Origin of the sequence: Sulfitobacter sp., from assembly GCF_036960155.1 — a bacterium.
In the GTDB taxonomy this organism is placed as follows: domain Bacteria; phylum Pseudomonadota; class Alphaproteobacteria; order Rhodobacterales; family Rhodobacteraceae; genus Sulfitobacter.
On the sequence record NZ_JBALWB010000010.1, the window covers coordinates 56,286 to 73,233 of the forward strand.

General features: G+C 52.3%; 14 protein-coding genes. 3 read left to right on the forward strand and 11 right to left on the reverse strand.

Features of this window, described 5'->3' with window-relative positions:
• Positions 1 to 37: 37 nt before the first annotated feature.
• The 5 genes from V7775_RS18540 to V7775_RS18560 form a co-directional block, all read right to left on the reverse strand.
• Complete coding sequence (locus V7775_RS18540; protein WP_335753413.1) at positions 38 to 955, reverse strand: sugar kinase; 918 nt, start codon at positions 953 to 955, stop codon at positions 38 to 40.
• 24 nt (positions 956 to 979) lie between these two features.
• Positions 980 to 2,143 (reverse strand): mannonate dehydratase, encoded by a 1,164-nt coding sequence (uxuA, locus tag V7775_RS18545; RefSeq protein WP_335753414.1) that lies wholly within the window; start codon positions 2,141 to 2,143, stop codon positions 980 to 982.
• Positions 2,144 to 2,171: 28 nt separating this feature from the next.
• Positions 2,172 to 3,482: a TRAP transporter large permease gene (locus tag V7775_RS18550; RefSeq protein WP_335753415.1), complete on the reverse strand. Its 1,311-nt coding sequence runs from the start codon at positions 3,480 to 3,482 to the stop codon at positions 2,172 to 2,174.
• Positions 3,479 to 3,913: a TRAP transporter small permease gene (locus tag V7775_RS18555; RefSeq protein WP_335753416.1), complete on the reverse strand. Its 435-nt coding sequence runs from the start codon at positions 3,911 to 3,913 to the stop codon at positions 3,479 to 3,481. Before V7775_RS18555 ends, V7775_RS18550 begins: the two co-directional genes overlap by 4 nt.
• 140 nt (positions 3,914 to 4,053) lie before the next feature.
• On the reverse strand, positions 4,054 to 5,070 hold the full coding sequence (locus V7775_RS18560) for a TRAP transporter substrate-binding protein (RefSeq protein ID WP_335753417.1): 1,017 nt from the start codon (positions 5,068 to 5,070) through the stop codon (positions 4,054 to 4,056).
• Between the two features lie 329 nt (positions 5,071 to 5,399).
• Between V7775_RS18560 and V7775_RS18565 the strand changes: the two genes are divergently transcribed.
• Both V7775_RS18565 and V7775_RS18570 read left to right on the forward strand, forming a co-directional pair.
• Positions 5,400 to 6,089: a GntR family transcriptional regulator gene (locus tag V7775_RS18565; protein WP_335753418.1), complete on the forward strand. Its 690-nt coding sequence runs from the start codon at positions 5,400 to 5,402 to the stop codon at positions 6,087 to 6,089.
• Between the two features lie 106 nt (positions 6,090 to 6,195).
• On the forward strand, positions 6,196 to 6,945 hold the full coding sequence (locus tag V7775_RS18570; protein WP_335753419.1) for an SDR family NAD(P)-dependent oxidoreductase: 750 nt from the start codon (positions 6,196 to 6,198) through the stop codon (positions 6,943 to 6,945).
• A gap of 127 nt (positions 6,946 to 7,072) precedes the next feature.
• Here the strand turns inward: V7775_RS18570 and V7775_RS18575 are convergent, their stop codons facing one another.
• Positions 7,073 to 7,537: an Lrp/AsnC family transcriptional regulator gene (locus tag V7775_RS18575; RefSeq protein WP_335753420.1), complete on the reverse strand. Its 465-nt coding sequence runs from the start codon at positions 7,535 to 7,537 to the stop codon at positions 7,073 to 7,075.
• A gap of 115 nt (positions 7,538 to 7,652) precedes the next feature.
• On the opposite strand from V7775_RS18575, the gene V7775_RS18580 reads away from it, so the two are divergent.
• The gene (locus V7775_RS18580) at positions 7,653 to 11,093 is read left to right on the forward strand and encodes an indolepyruvate ferredoxin oxidoreductase family protein (protein WP_335753421.1); all 3,441 of its coding nucleotides are present in this window, start codon (positions 7,653 to 7,655) and stop codon (positions 11,091 to 11,093) included.
• 4 nt (positions 11,094 to 11,097) lie between these two features.
• Here V7775_RS18580 and V7775_RS18585 read toward each other — a convergent pair whose 3' ends face one another.
• The 5 genes from V7775_RS18585 to xylF all read right to left on the reverse strand — a co-directional run bounded on the left by V7775_RS18585 (position 11,098) and on the right by xylF (position 16,902).
• Positions 11,098 to 12,021: a glucokinase gene (locus tag V7775_RS18585; protein ID WP_335753422.1), complete on the reverse strand. Its 924-nt coding sequence runs from the start codon at positions 12,019 to 12,021 to the stop codon at positions 11,098 to 11,100.
• A gap of 236 nt (positions 12,022 to 12,257) precedes the next feature.
• A complete protein-coding gene (gene xylB / locus V7775_RS18590) occupies positions 12,258 to 13,697 on the reverse strand; it encodes a xylulokinase (protein ID WP_335753423.1) in 1,440 nt (479 codons plus the stop codon).
• Entirely contained in the window at positions 13,694 to 14,443 is a 750-nt protein-coding gene (locus V7775_RS18595) for an ATP-binding cassette domain-containing protein (RefSeq protein ID WP_335753424.1), read from the reverse strand. Before V7775_RS18595 ends, xylB begins: the two co-directional genes overlap by 4 nt.
• A complete protein-coding gene (locus V7775_RS18600) occupies positions 14,440 to 15,735 on the reverse strand; it encodes a sugar ABC transporter permease (RefSeq protein ID WP_335753425.1) in 1,296 nt (431 codons plus the stop codon). Before V7775_RS18600 ends, V7775_RS18595 begins: the two co-directional genes overlap by 4 nt.
• 138 nt (positions 15,736 to 15,873) lie before the next feature.
• On the reverse strand, positions 15,874 to 16,902 hold the full coding sequence (xylF, locus tag V7775_RS18605) for a D-xylose ABC transporter substrate-binding protein (protein WP_335753426.1): 1,029 nt from the start codon (positions 16,900 to 16,902) through the stop codon (positions 15,874 to 15,876).
• Between the last annotated feature and the right edge of the window lie 46 nt (positions 16,903 to 16,948).

A 16,948-nucleotide genomic window follows, 5' to 3' on the forward strand; every position in this document is an offset into this window, starting at 1 on the left:
TGATATTCAAACTTTTCTGGGGTGTGCCGTTGTGTGATTAGCCCTTGGTTAGTGTGAGCTCGGAAAAAGGCACCAAAGCCCCCTTGGTTTGGATGACCTGAGCTGCGCACTGTTGTGCAACGTGGATCGCGTCTTGCGTGCGTTTTCCACCAAGCAGTGCAGCTAAATATGCGCCATTGAAGGAATCGCCAGCCGCCGTTGTGTCGATGACATCCTGAATCGCAGCAACGGGAAACTCCGTTATCTTACCGTCTTGAAGGTGCACTGTATTTTCTGGCCCATTCTTAACGACAACATGTCCCGCACCGAGCGCCTCATACCGGCGTGCAGTCACTTCTGGATTGGCATCCCCGAATGTGTTGATCTCGTCATCAAAGCTGGGCAAGACGATATCCGACAATGAGGCCGCTTGGGTGATCACTGCGCGCATGCGCTCTTTATCCTGCCACAAGTGGGGCCGGATGTTTGGATCAAACACAATACTGGCCGTAGACTTTTTGCGTGGTCTTAGATTTTCCAACAGCAGCTGACAGTCTTCCTCAGGCAAGATGGCCAAGGTGATCCCGCTGAAATAGATGATGTCCGCATTTTCGATCTTGTCCCAAAGCGTTTGGGCGTCGTTCATCATAACCCGAGCCGCAGAAGTATCGCGCCAATAGGTGAAACTTCTCTCGCCGTCGTTTAGATGTATTGAATACAGACCGGGTCTGCGGTCTTCAAAACGTGGAGTGTTGTCGCAATTTATGCCAGCGCTTTGCGCAAAATCGATCAGTTGATCTGAAAGCGGGTCGGTCCCCAACGCGGTGTGAAACGCCACTGAGCAGTCGTCAGGCATGATCGCCCGTGCATACCACAACGCGTTAAACACATCGCCGGAAAAACCTTGCCGCCAAAGCCCTGTCCCCGCTGAGGACAGTTCTACCATGCATTCTCCGATGCCTAAAATTGAAGTCATGTCAGCTCTTTCAGAAGTCGTGTTTCATTTGGCGTTTGAGGCAAGCGCCATCATTACGCCGTTTAGTTCGGCCAATCCCTTGAGGCGGCCAAGGTAGGAATACCCCGGATTGCTTTTTTGATCACCTTCGAAGTCAAGGAGGTGACCATGATCGGGTCGAAAGGGGAGGTCGGAGGTGTTGTTATTCAGCTCCGTAGCCATCAGTTCTCTGACGACATCGACCATCTGAGTACTGCCTTCAAAAACGGCGGCCTCATGAAAACTGCCATCGCTTTCACGTTTCACATTGCGCAGATGGGCGAAATGAATGCGGTCGCCGAATTCGCGGGCCATCTTTGGCAGATCATTGTCAGCTCGTGCGCCCAAGGAACCCGTGCAAAAGGTCAGGCCGTTTGACGGGCTAGGGTAGCTCTCAAGCACAAAACGCAAATCATCTGCCGTTGAGACACAGCGCGGTAATCCAAACAGCGGCATGGGCGGGTCATCAGGGTGTATCGCAAGGCACACACCCAGCTCATCCGCGACCGGCATGACTGCGGCCAAAAACGACGCTAGATTTTCACGAAGCCCCGCATGAGAGAGCTTTGCAAAGCTGGCAATCCCATCGCGCAGTTGATCGAGGGTAAAGCCACTGCCGCTGCCTGGTAGGCCAGCGATGATGTTGCGTGATAATGTGGTCTGTTGCGCAGGGGTCATCGTTGCAAATTCGATGTCTGCCAGCGCCATTAGATCGGCAGGGTAGGTGGCACTTGCATTGGGGCGCTTGAGGACATGCACGTCAAAGACAATGAAATCGATCATATCAAAACGCAGGGCATGGCCACGCCCTTCGATGTGATAATTCAGATCTGTACGGGTCCAATCAAGCAGGGGCATGAAGTTGTAGCAAATGGTTTTGACACCCGCTTTCGTAAGGTTGCGCATGGTCTTGATCCACGCGTCAACTTCGCCAGTGGCCGCGGCCCCCTGCAGCTTGATCGCGTCGGGCATCCAGATCGACTCGCAGACGTCCCAGGTCAGGCCATTGTCGACAATCATCTCGTTGATGCGATTGATGTCGCGTGCGGGCCAGACTTCACCAGGGCCAAAATCATGCAGAGCTGTGACAATACTTGTCGCGCCAGTCTGCCGGATTTGGGCCAATGTGATTGGATCATCTGGCCCAAACCAACGCCATGCCGCCTTCATGATGGCATCTTTCGTGTTGCCGTGACGATCATTTGAACGTCATCGGCATAAGGGTGCGTGGCAACCACAGGGCAATTTCCGGGAAGACGATGATGAGGATTAAGATCAACAGCATTGGTGCAAGGATGATGCAAACATCTCGCATCACGCTGACCACGTTCATTCCCCCAATGGCCGCTGATATCAGTAAACAAAGCCCGTAGGGCGGGGTCACCAAACCAAAGGCCAGTGAAATGATCCCGATGATTGCAAAGGCGACGGGATGGATACCTGCCGCAGTTGCTACGGGAAGCAGTACGGTGCCAAGGATGATGATCGTTGGGATCGCGTCAATGAACAGGCCAAAGAACAAGAACAACGCAGCAATCACCAAGGAAGTGCCGATGACGCCAAATTCGCTTGCGGTCATGGTTTCAACAATCAGGCGGGGCACGTTGTAAAATGCCAGCATCCAGCCAAATGCAGATGCCGTACCGATGGCAAACAATGAGATCGATGCGAAGCGGCCCGTATCATAAAAGATACCTGCGAGGTCTTTGATGGTGACCGTGCGATAAACGAACATACCAAGGATAAGGGCATATGCAGCAGCAATAATCGCGCTTTCTGTAGGGGTCACAATGCCGCCAACAATGCCACCAATCACGAGGACTGGCGTCAACAAAGCCAAAGCGGCACCTTTAAAGGCGCTCCAGAACTCGGGCAGGGTTGGCTTTAGGGCGATGGGGTAGTTGTAGACCTTTGCATAGCCGTAGACCGTCGCCATCAGGGCAAAGCCGATCATTAGGCCAGGAATAGCACCAGCCAAGAACAATGCGCCAACAGACATTTGCATCACGCCGCCCCAGACAACCATCAAAATGCTGGGTGGAATAATTACGCCCATCACGGACGAACATGCAGTGATCGCAATGGCAAAACGGGTGTCATACCCTTCCTTGACCATCGCAGGGATCAAGATTTTGCCGCAGCCAGCCGCGTCCGCGGTGGAGGAGCCGGAAATGCCAGCAAACAGCATGGAAACTGCGACGTTTACATGGCCCAAACCACCGGGCATCCATCCTGTTAGTACGCGCGCCAGATCAATAAGCTTTGCAGTGATCTTACCCGAGTTCATCAGGTTTGCAGCAAGCAGGAAGAAGGGCACAGCAAGAAGAATGAACGAGTTATAGGACTGGAACATCCGGTCCAGAATAATGAATGGCGTGAGGCGGATATCCATCATGACAATTGGTATTGTTGCAATGCCCAAGGCAAATGCAACGGGCACGCGGATCAGGATCAAAAACAAGAAACCACCGACGAGAATGGCACATGCGATGCCTGTTGAGATGATCATTGCGAAGCCCTTTTATTAATTTGGTAGGCAGCAAATGCCTCATACAAGCGGTAGCTGCTGAAAATCGCCCAGGCAAAGCCCGCAATTGGAACAGAGACGTAAATCCAGAATAGATTGGCACGCAGCATGACCGAGGTTTGGATCGATCCAATCTTGGCATATTCAATGCCGTACCATGCGAACAGAACGGCAAAGACGCCGATGGAACAGTGCACAACAGCTTTCTGAAGGAAGACAGGCAGAGGGCGTTTGGCATCGGCAGTGATAACCACGTCAAAATGCGTACCATCCCAAACAGCAACCATAGAGCCGATCATAACAACCCATACAAATATGAAGGTCGCGAGTTCTTCGGTCCAAAGGTAGGTGGGAATGATGCCAGTGTAGCGGGACAGGACTTGCATCCCAACCGGAATCGCCAAAGACGCCATGAGGCATCCCAAAAGTATGCGGAGACCTTTGCAGAAGGTCTCGAGAGAACGCCCAATCATATCGGTATTGCCTTACGGATGCGGAGCATTGGCCCCTGAAAAGTAACGGGCACCCCGGATTTGGGGTGCCCTACGTCAGCTTACATGCCGCGCACTGCATTGAGCAGGTCAGTTGCTTCGATTTCTGCAGCAAATGCGTCCTGTACAGGGATAACCATCTCAAGCAGCTTTTCGCGGCCTTCAAATTCCTGAACTTTAACTTGGCCTGCATCAACCATTTCCTGAAGCTTCAGGCCATCTTCGCGTGATTCCAGCTCACGACCAAATGCGCCTGCTTCTGAACCAGCTTTCATAACCGCGGCCTGCAAGGCTGCTGGCAATTTGCGGAATGTTTTGCCGCTCATCACGATTGGACGAACAGTGATTGTGTGCTTGGTTAACGTAACGTTTGGTGCAACCTCGTAGAACTTGAGGTTCTGAATGCTGGCTGCTTCGTTCTCAAAACCAGCAATTACGCCAGACTGGATTGCGTTATAAACTTCGTTATAGGCAATTGCAGCAGGAGCAGCTGTCAGAGCAGCAAAGATCTGCGCCTGAATTGGGGCGCCCATAACGCGCATCTTGTGTCCTGCCAGCTCGTCCAGATTGCCGATTGGCTCACTGGAAACCAAGTTACGCACACCGCCACCAGTATAACCGATGATCATGATGTCGGCGTTCTTTTCCAGTTCTGCCTCAAGCGGGCCAAAGGCTGTGCTTGAAAGAACGGTGTTCCAGTGGTCCAGATCACGGAACAAGAAGGGCATATCCATCAAGGGAATGGATGGTGCAAACTTGGCCATGTTGGATGGGGCCATGATCGTGTAATCGATCGCAACGCCTTGCTGCAAGAAGTTGACGTAGTCTTTTTCTACACCCAACTCGCCGTTAAGGCGCAGATCAAATTCTACGTCGCCGTCATAGTATTCGCCTACAAGTTCAGAAAACTTGACCATCGTTTTTGTGAAAGCATGGTTGTCATCAAACATGCTGGCACCGCGCAACGTCACGCTATCGGCAGAAGCCGTCGTGACAGAAGCTGCACCCAGAACAGTCGCGAGCGCCAAGCTCATCGTTAGGTGTACAACTTTTTTCGTCGCAACATTAAAAAACGCCATGTAGTTCCTCCCAGAATCTATGTTTACGTTCAACAAACCCGTTAGAACGTCCAGATTTTTGTAAATCTGGGGTGAGATAAGCTTGCTCTGACGTGTTCGTCAAGAAAAATGCAGACTAGTATGGTACTTTTGTGGTAGCAGGTTTCTACAAGGTGACATGTGGGCGTCTGCAGGCGGCATATTTTTGGGCAATATGAAAACAGCGGACGTTTTCAGGAATGTTGTGCTAGGGATGCAATTGTTGAAGGAAGTCGGCTTTCCTTTTACACGTTGGTTCAAACATGTCGCTTTAGCACTTGAATGCGGATCGAAAAGGTATCGGAATAATAATGATCGCTCACGAAACATTTGAGGACGTCAAACGGCTTACGACGACGGAAGAAGTCTTCCGTCAACTGAAGTCCGACATCATCTCCTTGCAGCTTCCCCCTGGTTCTAAAATTTCAGAGGTCGAAGTTTCTAAGGCCTTCAATGTATCGCGACAGCCTGTTCGAGAAGCGTTTATGCGGTTGGGTGAGCTGAATTTGTTGGAGATTAGGCCGCAGAGGGCAACTCGCGTTCGCAAGATATCACATCAAGATTTGCGCAATACTCGGTTTATCAGAGCGGCTGTTGAAGTTGAGGTTGTGCGGGTTGCCTGCAAAGTAGCTACGCAAGAAAACCTTGCCCTGATCCAAGGGAATCTGAACCAACAGCAGGTTGCGGTGGAAGCTGGGGATGCAGATTTGCTGCACGCGCTTGACTATCAATTTCACAATCTGATCTGTGTTGCAGCAGACTGTTCGCTCGCTTTCAAAACCATTGCTGAGATCAAAACTCATACTGATCGTGTTTGCATGCTCGAATTGTCAGACGCTGCGGGGAGACTGGAAGTCCTCGAAGGTCACACCGACATATTCAACGCAGTGTGTGAGGGAGACGAAGAGACAGCTGTTGAAATGACTCGCATTCACCTTAGGCATCTTGATTCAACGTTGGCCAGCGCCTGCGAAAACTATCCACTGTTCTTCGAAGACTAAAGTTCAGTAAGTCGCAAGATTGACAAAACTTGAATACTACCATACCAGAAAAAGCTGTAATGGGCTCAGCGGGAGCCCGTAGGAACACGCATTTCGAGGGCTCTCAATGGAATTTACTGGAAAAACGGCAATTGTGACTGGTGGCGGTCGCGACATCGGTCGCGCATGTGCTATTCGTCTTGCCGAAGGCGGCGCGAATGTCGCAATCAACTATCACTCAAGCAGCTCTGGTGCTGAATCTGCCGTAGCGGAAATCAAAGCAGCAGGCGGTAACGCCTTTGCATTGCAAGGTGACATGACCAATGCGGCTGACGTCGCGCGTTTGGTGTCCGAGACTCAGTCTCAGTTCGGTGCAAGCATTGATGTGCTGGTACACGTGACCGGTGGTTTGGTTGCCCGCAAGACAATCGCAGAGGCTGGTATCGATCACTGGAATGCTGTGATGGACCTGAACGTGACGTCCTTCTTCTTGATCACCAAAGAAACGGCGCCTCACATGCCAGCAGGCAGCAGCATTGTTTCCTTCGCGTCCCAAGCGGGTCGTGATGGCGGTGGACCGGGCGCGGTAGCCTATGCAGCATCTAAAGGTGCAGTCATGACAATGACACGCGGTTTGGCCAAAGAATTTGGTCCAAAAATCCGTGTGAATGCAATCTGCCCCGGCATGATCGATACGGATTTCCACAACACCTTCACCAAAGACGAAGTGCGCAAGTTTGTTGCAAATGCAACACCGCTCAAGCGCGAAGGTTTGTCCGTGGATGTTGCCAACCTGACGGCATTCCTTGCCTCTGATCAGGCGGCCTTCATGACGGGCACTTGCGTCGACATCAACGGCGGCATTCTCTTCTCGTAAGGAAATGGGCATGGCTTGTAAGTCAAGCCAATAGTGCTTTTGAAACCACCTCAACAGGCCGCATTTTGGTGGCCTGTTGAGCAACCTCAGGAGATGCGGTGAGCCTGAGGTGCGACCCGCCACTCGATCAAAGAGTGATTTTACCGCTACTTTTTATACGCTTAAGAACAACATTTGTTTGCGCGCTGCGCACGGACGAATTGCGAAACAAAACTTCCTCAAGGAAGATGTTGTACGCCTCTAGATCTTTGCACAGAACGCGCATCTGGTAGTCCGCAGTTCCAGTTGTTGCAAAGCAATCAACAACTTCAGGACGTGCGCCCAGCAATTCGGATAGGGCGCTGACGCCATCAGAATCGTGTCGGTCCAGCTGAAGATGCACAATTGCTTCAAAATCCAAACCAGCGCGACGCGGATTCAGAGTTACTGTATAGTTTTCAATAATACCTGATGCATCAAGTGCATTGATTTTGCGCCAACAGGACGAAGCCGACAGGCCAACCTGTTCAGCGATTTGCGCATTGGGCATCTGGCTGTTGGTTTGCAAAAGATTGAGAATCTTTCGATCGGCCTTGTCGAGTATTCTTGTCATTTTTTTCACATCTGTGGGTAATGTTCTCAATATTACTGACATGGATAATGAAAATTGACCGAAATATCCATACCATCTGAACTATCCTTACGAAAGATATCTAAGGGATTTTGCCGTGAACAAACTGGCCGCCATTCGTCATTCTTATGCACTCGATGACCGATACGATAATCAATCGGGGAGGGTGTTTTTAACGGGCACACAGGCGCTGGTTCGGATCATGCTGGATCAGGCAACGCGCGACTGTGCCCAGCACCTGAACACCGCAGGCTTTGTGTCTGGATATCGCGGTTCCCCGCTTGGCGCGCTTGATAACGAGCTGTGGCGAAATCAATCGCGGCTGGATGCAAGCAAAATCACTTTCATGCCTGCCATCAACGAAGATTTGGGCGCAACCGCAGTTTTGGGCGCTCAGCAGGTGGCCCTTGATCCAAATGCCGAGGTCAGCGGTGTCTTCTCCATGTGGTACGGCAAGGGTCCGGGTGTGGATCGCTCAGGCGATGCGTTGAAACACGGCAATGCATATGGTTCCTCAGAAAAAGGCGGCGTGTTGGTTGTCGCAGGTGACGATCATGGGTGTGTATCCTCCTCAATGCCGCATCAGTCTGACGTTGCATTTATGGCGTGGTTCATGCCGTCGCTGAATCCTGCATCGGTTTCAGAGTATTTGGAATTTGGGGAATACGGATTTGCCCTGTCTCGTTTCTCGGGGGCTTGGGTTGGGTTCAAGGCCATTTCGGAGACTGTCGAATCTGGCCAGTCAATCGATCTGAAAGCAGACCGCACATTTGTTACGCCTGATTTTACGCCACCGCTTGGGGGGCTACATGTCAGGTCAACGGACCTGCCATCTGCGGAAATCGAAAACCGGATAGCCGCCAAATTGGAGGCTGTTGAGGCGTTTGTAGATGCCAACCCCATTGATCGCGCGATCTATGATCTGCCAGAGGCATCGTTCGGATTTGTCACCACGGGCAAAGCGCATCTTGATCTGCTGGAAGCACTGCGACTGCTGGATTTAGATGAGGAGACCTGCCGCAACTTGGGTATTGATGTCTACAAAGTAGGTATGGTGTGGCCACTTGCGCGGCGCAGTGCGTTGGAATTCGTCAAGGAAAAGACCGAAATTCTTGTGATCGAAGAAAAGCGGGGGATCATTGAAAGCCAGCTCAAGGAATACTTCTACGATTGGCCAGGTCACAAACCAAAGCGGATGGTCGGCAAACACGATGAAGCGCTTGAGCCGCTGATCCCTTGGATCGGAGAGCTAACGCCAAAACAATTGGTTCCTATTATCGCCGCCCGATTGGATAACGTATTCCCCAATTTGGGATTACGCGCACGTGCGGAAGAAATGTTGCAGGTTGTGCCGCCCGTTCTTTCGGTCTCTGGCGCAAATAGAACACCCTTTTTCTGTTCAGGGTGCCCGCATAACACCTCAACAAAAGTTCCCGAAGGCAGCACGGCAGCATCGGGCATCGGGTGCCACGTGATGGCCAGCTGGATGGGCCGCAGCACGGTAGGGTTTGCCCAGATGGGCGGCGAAGGGGTGCCATGGGTGGCGGCGTCGTTCTTTAATGGCAAAAAGCACCAATTTCAGAACATAGGCGAAGGAACGTGGTACCATTCGGGATCATTGGCGGTTCGTCAAGCGATCGCTGGTAAGGCCAACATCACGTTCAAGGTGCTGTTCAATGATGCTGTTGCAATGACGGGTGGGCAACCAGTGGATGGGCCAATCAGTGTCCAAGCAATTGCTCATGCAAGTCGTGCAGAAGGGATCGAACGTATCGCGTTGGTGTCAGACAACATCGGAAAGTTCAAGAAATCCGAGTTCCCAACGGGCATCAGCTTTCATGACCGGAAAGACCTCGATCCAGTTCAGCGAGAGTTGCGTGAGGTTTCCGGCGTTACGCTGTTGATATTTGAACAAACCTGCGCCACTGAAAAACGCCGTCGTCGCAAGCGTGGTACGTTGGAGGATCCAAAGAAATTTGTGATGATCAACCCGCTGGTCTGTGAGGGCTGCGGCGATTGTTCGGTGGAAAGTAATTGCCTTAGCGTCGAACCCCTCAAGACCGAATTTGGCACCAAGCGTAAGATCAACCAATCTAGTTGCAACAAAGATTTCTCTTGTGTGAATGGATTTTGCCCCAGCTTTGTGACGATTGAGGGCGGTGTGCGGCGCAAGAAACGCGGCATGGACAAAGACTGGGCTGGAATGTGCGCTGATCTTCCGCTACCCGATGTCGCCAATCTGGCCACTCCGCATGACGTGTTGGTTGGCGGTGTAGGCGGTACTGGCGTTGTCACGATAAGTGCCGTGATCTCCATGGCGGCGCATCTGGATGGCAAGGGTGCCTCGGTTCTGGATTTCACAGGGTTTGCCCAGAAATTTGGTACTGTGCTGAGCTATGTGCGCATCGCCGCAGCGCCTGATCAGTTGAACCAAGTTCGCATTGACGTCGCTGGTGCGGACGCAGTGATCGGGTGTGATGCGGTTGTTTGCTCTTCGCCAAAGGCATCAGTTCATTACCGCAAGGGTACCCGTGTTTTCCTAAATGAAGCGGAAATGCCAACCGGGGATCTGGTGCTGAACCGTGACGCCGATCTAAAGATATCAGAAAGGGTGCGTGCTATTTCAGGTGCAGTCGGACAGCAGAATGTGGATACCTTTGATGCGGGGGGCTTGGCGGAACAGACGTTAGGTGACCCAGTGTTTAGTAACATGATATTGCTTGGCTTTAGTTGGCAAAGCGGAAGCATCCCTGTCAGCTTAGATGCTATTATGGCTGCCATTCGTCTAAACGGGACAGCTGTTGATAAGAACATTGCAGCCTTCAGTGTAGGACGTCTGTGTGCAGGTGACAGGGGGCTACTTGCAGAGCTGCAAAACCCATCTACAGTCGCAAGCGAGCAGTCCGTCGATCAACTTATTGATGCCAGATCAAACTTTCTAACCGAGTATCAGAATGCAGCCTATGCTGAGCAGTACCGTACCGTAATGACGGAGTTTGCAGCTGAAATGCCTGAGCGGTTGCGTGAAAAACTAACGGGCATAGCAGCCAAGTCATTGTTCAAACTTATGACGTATAAAGACGAATATGAAGTCGCACGTTTGCACAGAGATCCTGCGTTCCTAAATCAAATCGCATCCGATTTTGAGCCTGGCTATACCGTCAATTACCATCTATCGCCGCCAATCCTGCCGCTTGGTCAAGATGCACGCGGACGCCCAAATAAACGGGTATTCGGGGCGTGGATGGGCGTTGCGTTCAAGTGGCTGTCGCTGGGTAGTGCCTTACGTGGGTCAAAATATGATCCATTCTCATATCAGTCTGATAGGATGCTCGAACAGGAGTTGATCGTTTGGTATCGCGATACCATGGCAGAGGTTGCAGCAAACTTCTCGAAGCTTACGGAAGCGCAAGTTGAGGGGGTTCTCGCGGCGCCGATGGACATCAGGGGGTATGGCCCAGTCAAAGACCAAGCAGCACATGAGGTTAAGGCACGGGTTGAGTTACTGATGGTCGCTACAGACCGGACCTCAAATTAATTGACTAGTTGGGTGGTGTGAATTGCGCACAACCTGTCAGTGCCGCAAGGTCGTCACAGATCATCCAAAGGGGGGCAGTATTTTCTGCTAATATGCTGGCGGGTTGGTCGTAAGCGTCTAGGCATGCTGCAGGTGACACAGTGATGATCGAGCGTGCGACGCCTCCTGCTAGGTAGATGCCCGATGAAGGCATATACGCCAATGAAAGATCGTGCAGAAGGTGCCCCAAAAGCGTTGAGTAGTGATCTATCGCGGTTGTGACTTCACGGTTTTTGCCTGCTTGATAGGCGGCAATTGCCGCAGGACCTCGCAGTTCAGCATCTCCTGTCAGATCTTGACAAAAAACGGCGAACCCACGACCAGAAAATAAAGCTTCAATAGTTTGAAATTGCTCTTGGTCAAATCCCAGTTTTTGCAGCTGTTTGATGATGCTAAAGGGCATGCTGATATGGCCCGCTTCGACAGGTGGACATACAACACTTCCTCGGTTTTCCCAGACAGGGCTAACGTTGAAACCGGTGCCAATGCCAACCACCAATGAGTTCGATGTGGCCTCTTGTTTGGGTGCACCCGATGCCACAACGCGAAGCTGATCTGGCCGTAGTTTTGGAACGGCGTACCCCAATGCGGTTAGGTCATTGAAAAGATAGATATCTTTTACGCCGCATTGCTGCGCAAGCAAATCAGCTTCAAACACCCACTTGCGATTTGTCAGATGCGCACGGTCTCCGCGGACTGGCCCTGCGACAGCCAGAACAACCTTCTCGATGGTCGAAGTGTCGCTGTTAGAAAGATAGTCGGCCATGATCGCGTAGAAATTGTCCCAGTTGTCGTTGGAATAGCTGCGGGCTGTTTCAGGTAACATGTGTCCAGCCTGGCTCAGCGCCATGCGGGAATTTGTTCCTCCGACATCTGCAATCAACCGCATGGTGTTATCCTGAATTCTTACTGGAACAAGGTTGGGGAAACGTCCGCAACCGCGTTAAGTTCAATGTGGCACTGTGCATCGCATGTTTCCGTCGTTTCTTGGAGGTATCAGTTTGCGATGTTTCCCAGCCGCTCCTGATGATCAGATCAGGAGGACAAAGGTTGTGGGTTAATTCATAGTCGCTATCCGGACCTGCACAATTGATTGTGGGGTTGCCTTGGAGACAGTCGACCATGTCACAAGCTCTTTAGAACGTCATAAGCAGTCCGATAGCGTTCGTGTGTTTGTGCAAAAGCAGACTGAAGAACTGCGTCAGGGTGTATGGTTTTGGCGATTGGGGGAAGGGATGCCACATCAATACCAGCGTTGTTTACAGCCATGATTGTAAGGCGTGCGGCGCCCAAAGCTGCGCCAAAATCGCCTGCTTTTGGCACCAGCAACGGGATATCCAATGTTGTTGCAATCACGTTTAGCCAATATTCCGATTTTGCGCCACCGCCCAAAGCCACAGCGCGCTCTATTGTTGTACCTGTAGATTTCAACGCGGCATGGCAATCTGCAAAAGCAAATGCCACACCTTCCAGTACCGCACGGGTAGCTTGTTTGGCGTCGGTGCTGTGATCGAGGTGCAAAAACTGGCCGCGGATGTTTGTATCGTTATGCGGAGTGCGCTCCCCGCCTAGATAGGGCAGGAACAACGTGCGTGAAGGCGCCTGAAGCGTGCCAAGGTCTTGGGTCAGTTCGCTAGCTGGTTGCCCAGTGAGGCGCGAGAGCCATTGGAGCGCATCCGTTGCCGCCAATATGACACCCATTTGGTGCCATGTATCTGGTAATGCGTGGCAAAATGTATGCACTGCACTGGCTGCATCCGGTTGATACGCATCTGAGGCTGCAAACAATACGCCTGAAGTTCCAAGAGATACAAATGCGTCGCCCTTTGCAACAACGCCTGCCCCAATGGCAGAGGCCGCATTATCGCCCGCACCACCAGCAACGATAACGCCTTTGGGCAGGCCCCACTGCTGAGCAAGCTGATCGCGCAATATCCCAGAGGTTTCAGACCCTTCTACAAGGCGCGGCATCTGGCTGCGCTCGAGGCTTGTAGCGGCAAGCAGATCATCAGACCAGTCGCGACGCGCAACATCCAACCAGCTAGTGCCAGCAGCATCTGACATCTCCGCGACGTGATCGCCAATGAGCAAAAGGCGCAGGTAGTCTTTGGGCAACAATACCTTTGCAATTTTGGCAAAGATTTCGGGTTCATGATTTTTGACCCATGCCACTTTTGGAGCTGTAAAACCTGCAAATACGATATTGCCTGAAATGTTCCGAAATTGCGGGTCGGCGTCCATCAAGGAGGCCTCGTGCGACGAGCGCGTATCGTTCCACAAAATGCAGGGACGCAGGACGGTGTCAGACGCATCCAGCAAGGTTGCACCGTGCATGTGTCCTGAAAGGCCGATACCCCGCACAGCCGAAAGATCGGCCTGCTCAGCAAGCGATCCAATCGCCTTCTGCATCGCCTCGGACCACTGGCGGGGGTCTTGTTCAGACCAACCGTCATGGGGACGCGAGACAGTTAGTGCCACGCTGTGCTCTGCCAAAACGATCTGATCGTCATCGATCAGTATCGCCTTCAAAGAGGATGTTCCGAGGTCAATGCCGATATAACTCATGAGGGGGCCTTTGGATTTTTGCCTAGGATAATCATAGACAGGATATCATCCTCTGTTACGTCTTCAACGCGTTCTGTTCCAACCATCTTGCCGTTTTTCATAACTGAAACGCGATCACATAAATCCATCATCTCACGGGTGTCATGGCTGATCAAAAAGATACCAAGGCCCTGCTTTTTCAATTCGCCAATCAGTTCTGCAACCATCGCAGTTTCATGAACTCCTAGTGCTGCTGTGGGCTCATCCATGATCAGGATTTTTGCGTTGAAATACACCGCGCGTGCGATCGCAACTGATTGACGTTGCCCACCGGACAAGGCCGCAACAGGCTCTTTCAGTTTTTTGAAATTAGGGTTCAAGCGCGCCATGATTTTGCGCGTCTCGGCCTCCATCCGGCTGTCGTCAACGAACCCGAAGGGTGTCGTTAGCTCACGGCCTAGAAACAGGTTTGATGCGGCGTCCAGATTATCCGCCAAAGCGAGCGTTTGATAGATCGTTTCGATCTTATAGGAACGGCTGTCGCGCGGCGAGTTGATTGTGGCGCGGTTGCCCTCAATCCATATCTCGCCACTGTCCATTTTATAGGCACCTGACAGCATCTTGATGAGCGTAGATTTGCCCGCACCGTTGTGACCCAACAGGCCAACAACCTCGCCTGCGTGCAGCTCGATGCTGACGTCATCCACAGCGTGAACGCCGCCAAACGCAATCGAGACGTTCTTCATTTCAACCAATGGAGTGTTCATGATTTTGCTCCCACCCGCTTGCGGTATTGAATGTCGATCCAGACGGCCAGCACAAGGACCGCGCCGACGACGATGTTTTGGTACGGCGCGTCGACCCCGACCATGGCCATTCCCGATTGAAGGGACTGCATGATCAGCGCGCCGATGATTGCGCCGTAGATTGTGCCAATGCCACCGGATAAGGCAGTGCCGCCAATGACCGCGGCCGCGATGACACGTAATTCGTCCAACGTGCCAAGGTCATTTGTGTGATACCCTAGCCGCGCTGAGGCCACTACACCTGCAAGGGCCGACAACACCCCAACCATGGCAAAGATTTTGACGGTCAACAGGCGGGTGTTAATGCCCGATAGTTCTGCCGCGTCTGGATTGCCGCCGGTGGCAAAGATGTATCTGCCTAGTCGTGTGCGTAGGGCGATGACGGTCATCACAATGGCAACGGCGATTAAGACGAGAACGGAATACGGAAGACCATAGGCAACAACGCAGCCTTCTGCGGTTTCACAACCATACAGGCCTGGGTTACGTGCGATGACGCGTTCGGGCACTGCGTAGGCGTTCAAAATTGCGACAAACCCTAGGATAATGACAGAAATGACGGCCATCATTGTGGCTTCTGCCCAGAGTGGTTTTACGGGAAAACCGTGTTTGACCTTGGCGTTTCTACCAGACCACATGGCCAGTAGGGCGGCACCTGTGGCTGAGATGCCTACGATCCAGCTCCAAAAAACACCAAGGGTGCCGTTGATCCCGCCGAACAGGATAAATGTCTTATCAAGCGGCCCGATTGTTGCACCGTCTGTCATGTGCCAGCCGACATTGCGCCAAATCAACAAGCCACCCAGGGTCACAATAAACGCAGGGATCGCTTGATATCCGATCAACCAACCCTGCGCTGCACCAATGAGCGCACCAGTGATCAAGCCAGCCAAAATTGTAATCCACGGGATAAGCGGGTGACCTAACTCAAGCCCGAAGACTTGGGGCAACCAAGCCGTTTGGAGCATACCCATAACCGCAGTGCAGGTCGCTAGTAGGGCTCCAACCGACAGGTCAATGTGGCGTGTTACAATCACAAACACCATTCCCGTCGCCATGATCGCAACTGATACCGTCTGAATGGTCAGGTTAAAGATGTTGCGCGGTGTCAAAAACCGCCCATCCGTCAAGATGTTGAAGATAATGCAGATTCCAAAGAACGCTCCGACCATCCCTAAAAGGCGCAGATCAACCTCAAGCGATTGCAGGAATGTGCGTTTTTGCGGTGAACCAGTGGTGCTGTGATCAGACATGGCCTGTCTCCATTGGGAATTCGGGTGACCACGTCCACTGATTTGGTGGGCGTGCGTCAAGAAAGCGAAAATTTCGGGGGATAGAGGGCCCCGCCAAAATGACAGGGCCCATAGCAGACCGGAAGACCGGTAAGCTGTTTAGTTACAAGGCGCTTTGCCGTCGGTTACGCCTTGGCACAAGGCCTCAACAGTAATCCAACCCGCATCTGTAACGATGCTCATGTTGTCGGCCGTGATTGGTACAGGTGCGAGGAACATGGATGTCATTTCCGTACCCGCCGGAGATGTCCACTTTCCGGAACCATCAACCATTGCGGCCTCATCACCAGCCAAAGCGACCGCAATTTCACCAGCTGAACGACCCAATTCGCGTGCGTCTTTCCAGACAGACACAGTCTGAGTACCTAGCGCGACACGGTTCAAGGCGGCATGATCACCGTCTTGACCGGATACTGCGATACCATCCATGCCTTGGGCGGTCAGTGCTGCGACAACACCGCCAGCGGTGCCATCGTTGGATGCCACAACCGCGTCGACTTTGTTGTCGTTCGCCGTGAGGATCTGTTCCATGTTGCGCTGGGCATTGGCTGGCAACCAGCCATCGGTATAGGCTTCGTCTACGATTGTGATCGCTCCTGAATCAATCGCCGCTTGCAGTACTTCCTGCTGACCACCGCGCAAGAAATCTGCGTTGGGATCGGTAGGAGAGCCTTTGATCATTACGTAGTTGCCCGTTGGTTGTACGTTGAAAACGGCGCGGGCCTGCATGCGGCCAACTTCGACGTTATCGAATGTCAGATAGAACGCGCGGCTGTCTTCGATAAGGCGATCATAGGCGACAACCGGAATGCCTTCGGCGTCGGCTGCGTCTACGGCTGGGCCAATGGCCGCGGTGTCTTGTGCAAGAATGATCAGCGCGTCTGCTCCCTGCGCGATCAGGCTTTCAACATCAGACAACTGCTTGGCAGAAGAGGACTGCGCATCAGCCGAAATATATGTGGCACCTGCAGCTTCTAGGGCAGAACGAATGGCCGCCTCGTCAGTTTTCCAACGTTCTTCCTGAAAGTTTGACCAGCTTACGCCAACAGTGATGCCATGGCCGTCCGCAAATGCAGATGAGCCAAAACCAGCCGCAGCAACAGCCGCCGCAATGATATACTTATTCATGTTAATCCTCCCTAAGGTGTTTCCCCGATTCTAGTCGGAGAGGAGC

What these genes read in the sequence shown, in the direction of transcription:
- V7775_RS18540 (WP_335753413.1), bottom strand. Translation starts at nt 955, where the DNA reads ATGACTTCAATTTTAGGCATCGGAGAATGCATGGTAGAACTGTCCTCA.
- uxuA (WP_335753414.1), bottom strand. Translation starts at nt 2,143, where the DNA reads ATGAAGGCGGCATGGCGTTGGTTTGGGCCAGATGATCCAATCACATTG.
- V7775_RS18550 (WP_335753415.1), bottom strand. Translation starts at nt 3,482, where the DNA reads ATGATCATCTCAACAGGCATCGCATGTGCCATTCTCGTCGGTGGTTTC.
- V7775_RS18555 (WP_335753416.1), bottom strand. Translation starts at nt 3,913, where the DNA reads ATGGCGTCTTTGGCGATTCCGGTTGGGATGCAAGTCCTGTCCCGCTAC.
- V7775_RS18560 (WP_335753417.1), bottom strand. Translation starts at nt 5,070, where the DNA reads ATGGCGTTTTTTAATGTTGCGACGAAAAAAGTTGTACACCTAACGATG.
- V7775_RS18565 (WP_335753418.1), top strand. Translation starts at nt 5,400, where the DNA reads ATGATCGCTCACGAAACATTTGAGGACGTCAAACGGCTTACGACGACG.
- V7775_RS18570 (WP_335753419.1), top strand. Translation starts at nt 6,196, where the DNA reads ATGGAATTTACTGGAAAAACGGCAATTGTGACTGGTGGCGGTCGCGAC.
- V7775_RS18575 (WP_335753420.1), bottom strand. Translation starts at nt 7,537, where the DNA reads ATGACAAGAATACTCGACAAGGCCGATCGAAAGATTCTCAATCTTTTG.
- V7775_RS18585 (WP_335753422.1), bottom strand. Translation starts at nt 12,021, where the DNA reads ATGCGGTTGATTGCAGATGTCGGAGGAACAAATTCCCGCATGGCGCTG.
- xylB (WP_335753423.1), bottom strand. Translation starts at nt 13,697, where the DNA reads ATGAGTTATATCGGCATTGACCTCGGAACATCCTCTTTGAAGGCGATA.
- V7775_RS18595 (WP_335753424.1), bottom strand. Translation starts at nt 14,443, where the DNA reads ATGAACACTCCATTGGTTGAAATGAAGAACGTCTCGATTGCGTTTGGC.
- V7775_RS18600 (WP_335753425.1), bottom strand. Translation starts at nt 15,735, where the DNA reads ATGTCTGATCACAGCACCACTGGTTCACCGCAAAAACGCACATTCCTG.
- xylF (WP_335753426.1), bottom strand. Translation starts at nt 16,902, where the DNA reads ATGAATAAGTATATCATTGCGGCGGCTGTTGCTGCGGCTGGTTTTGGC.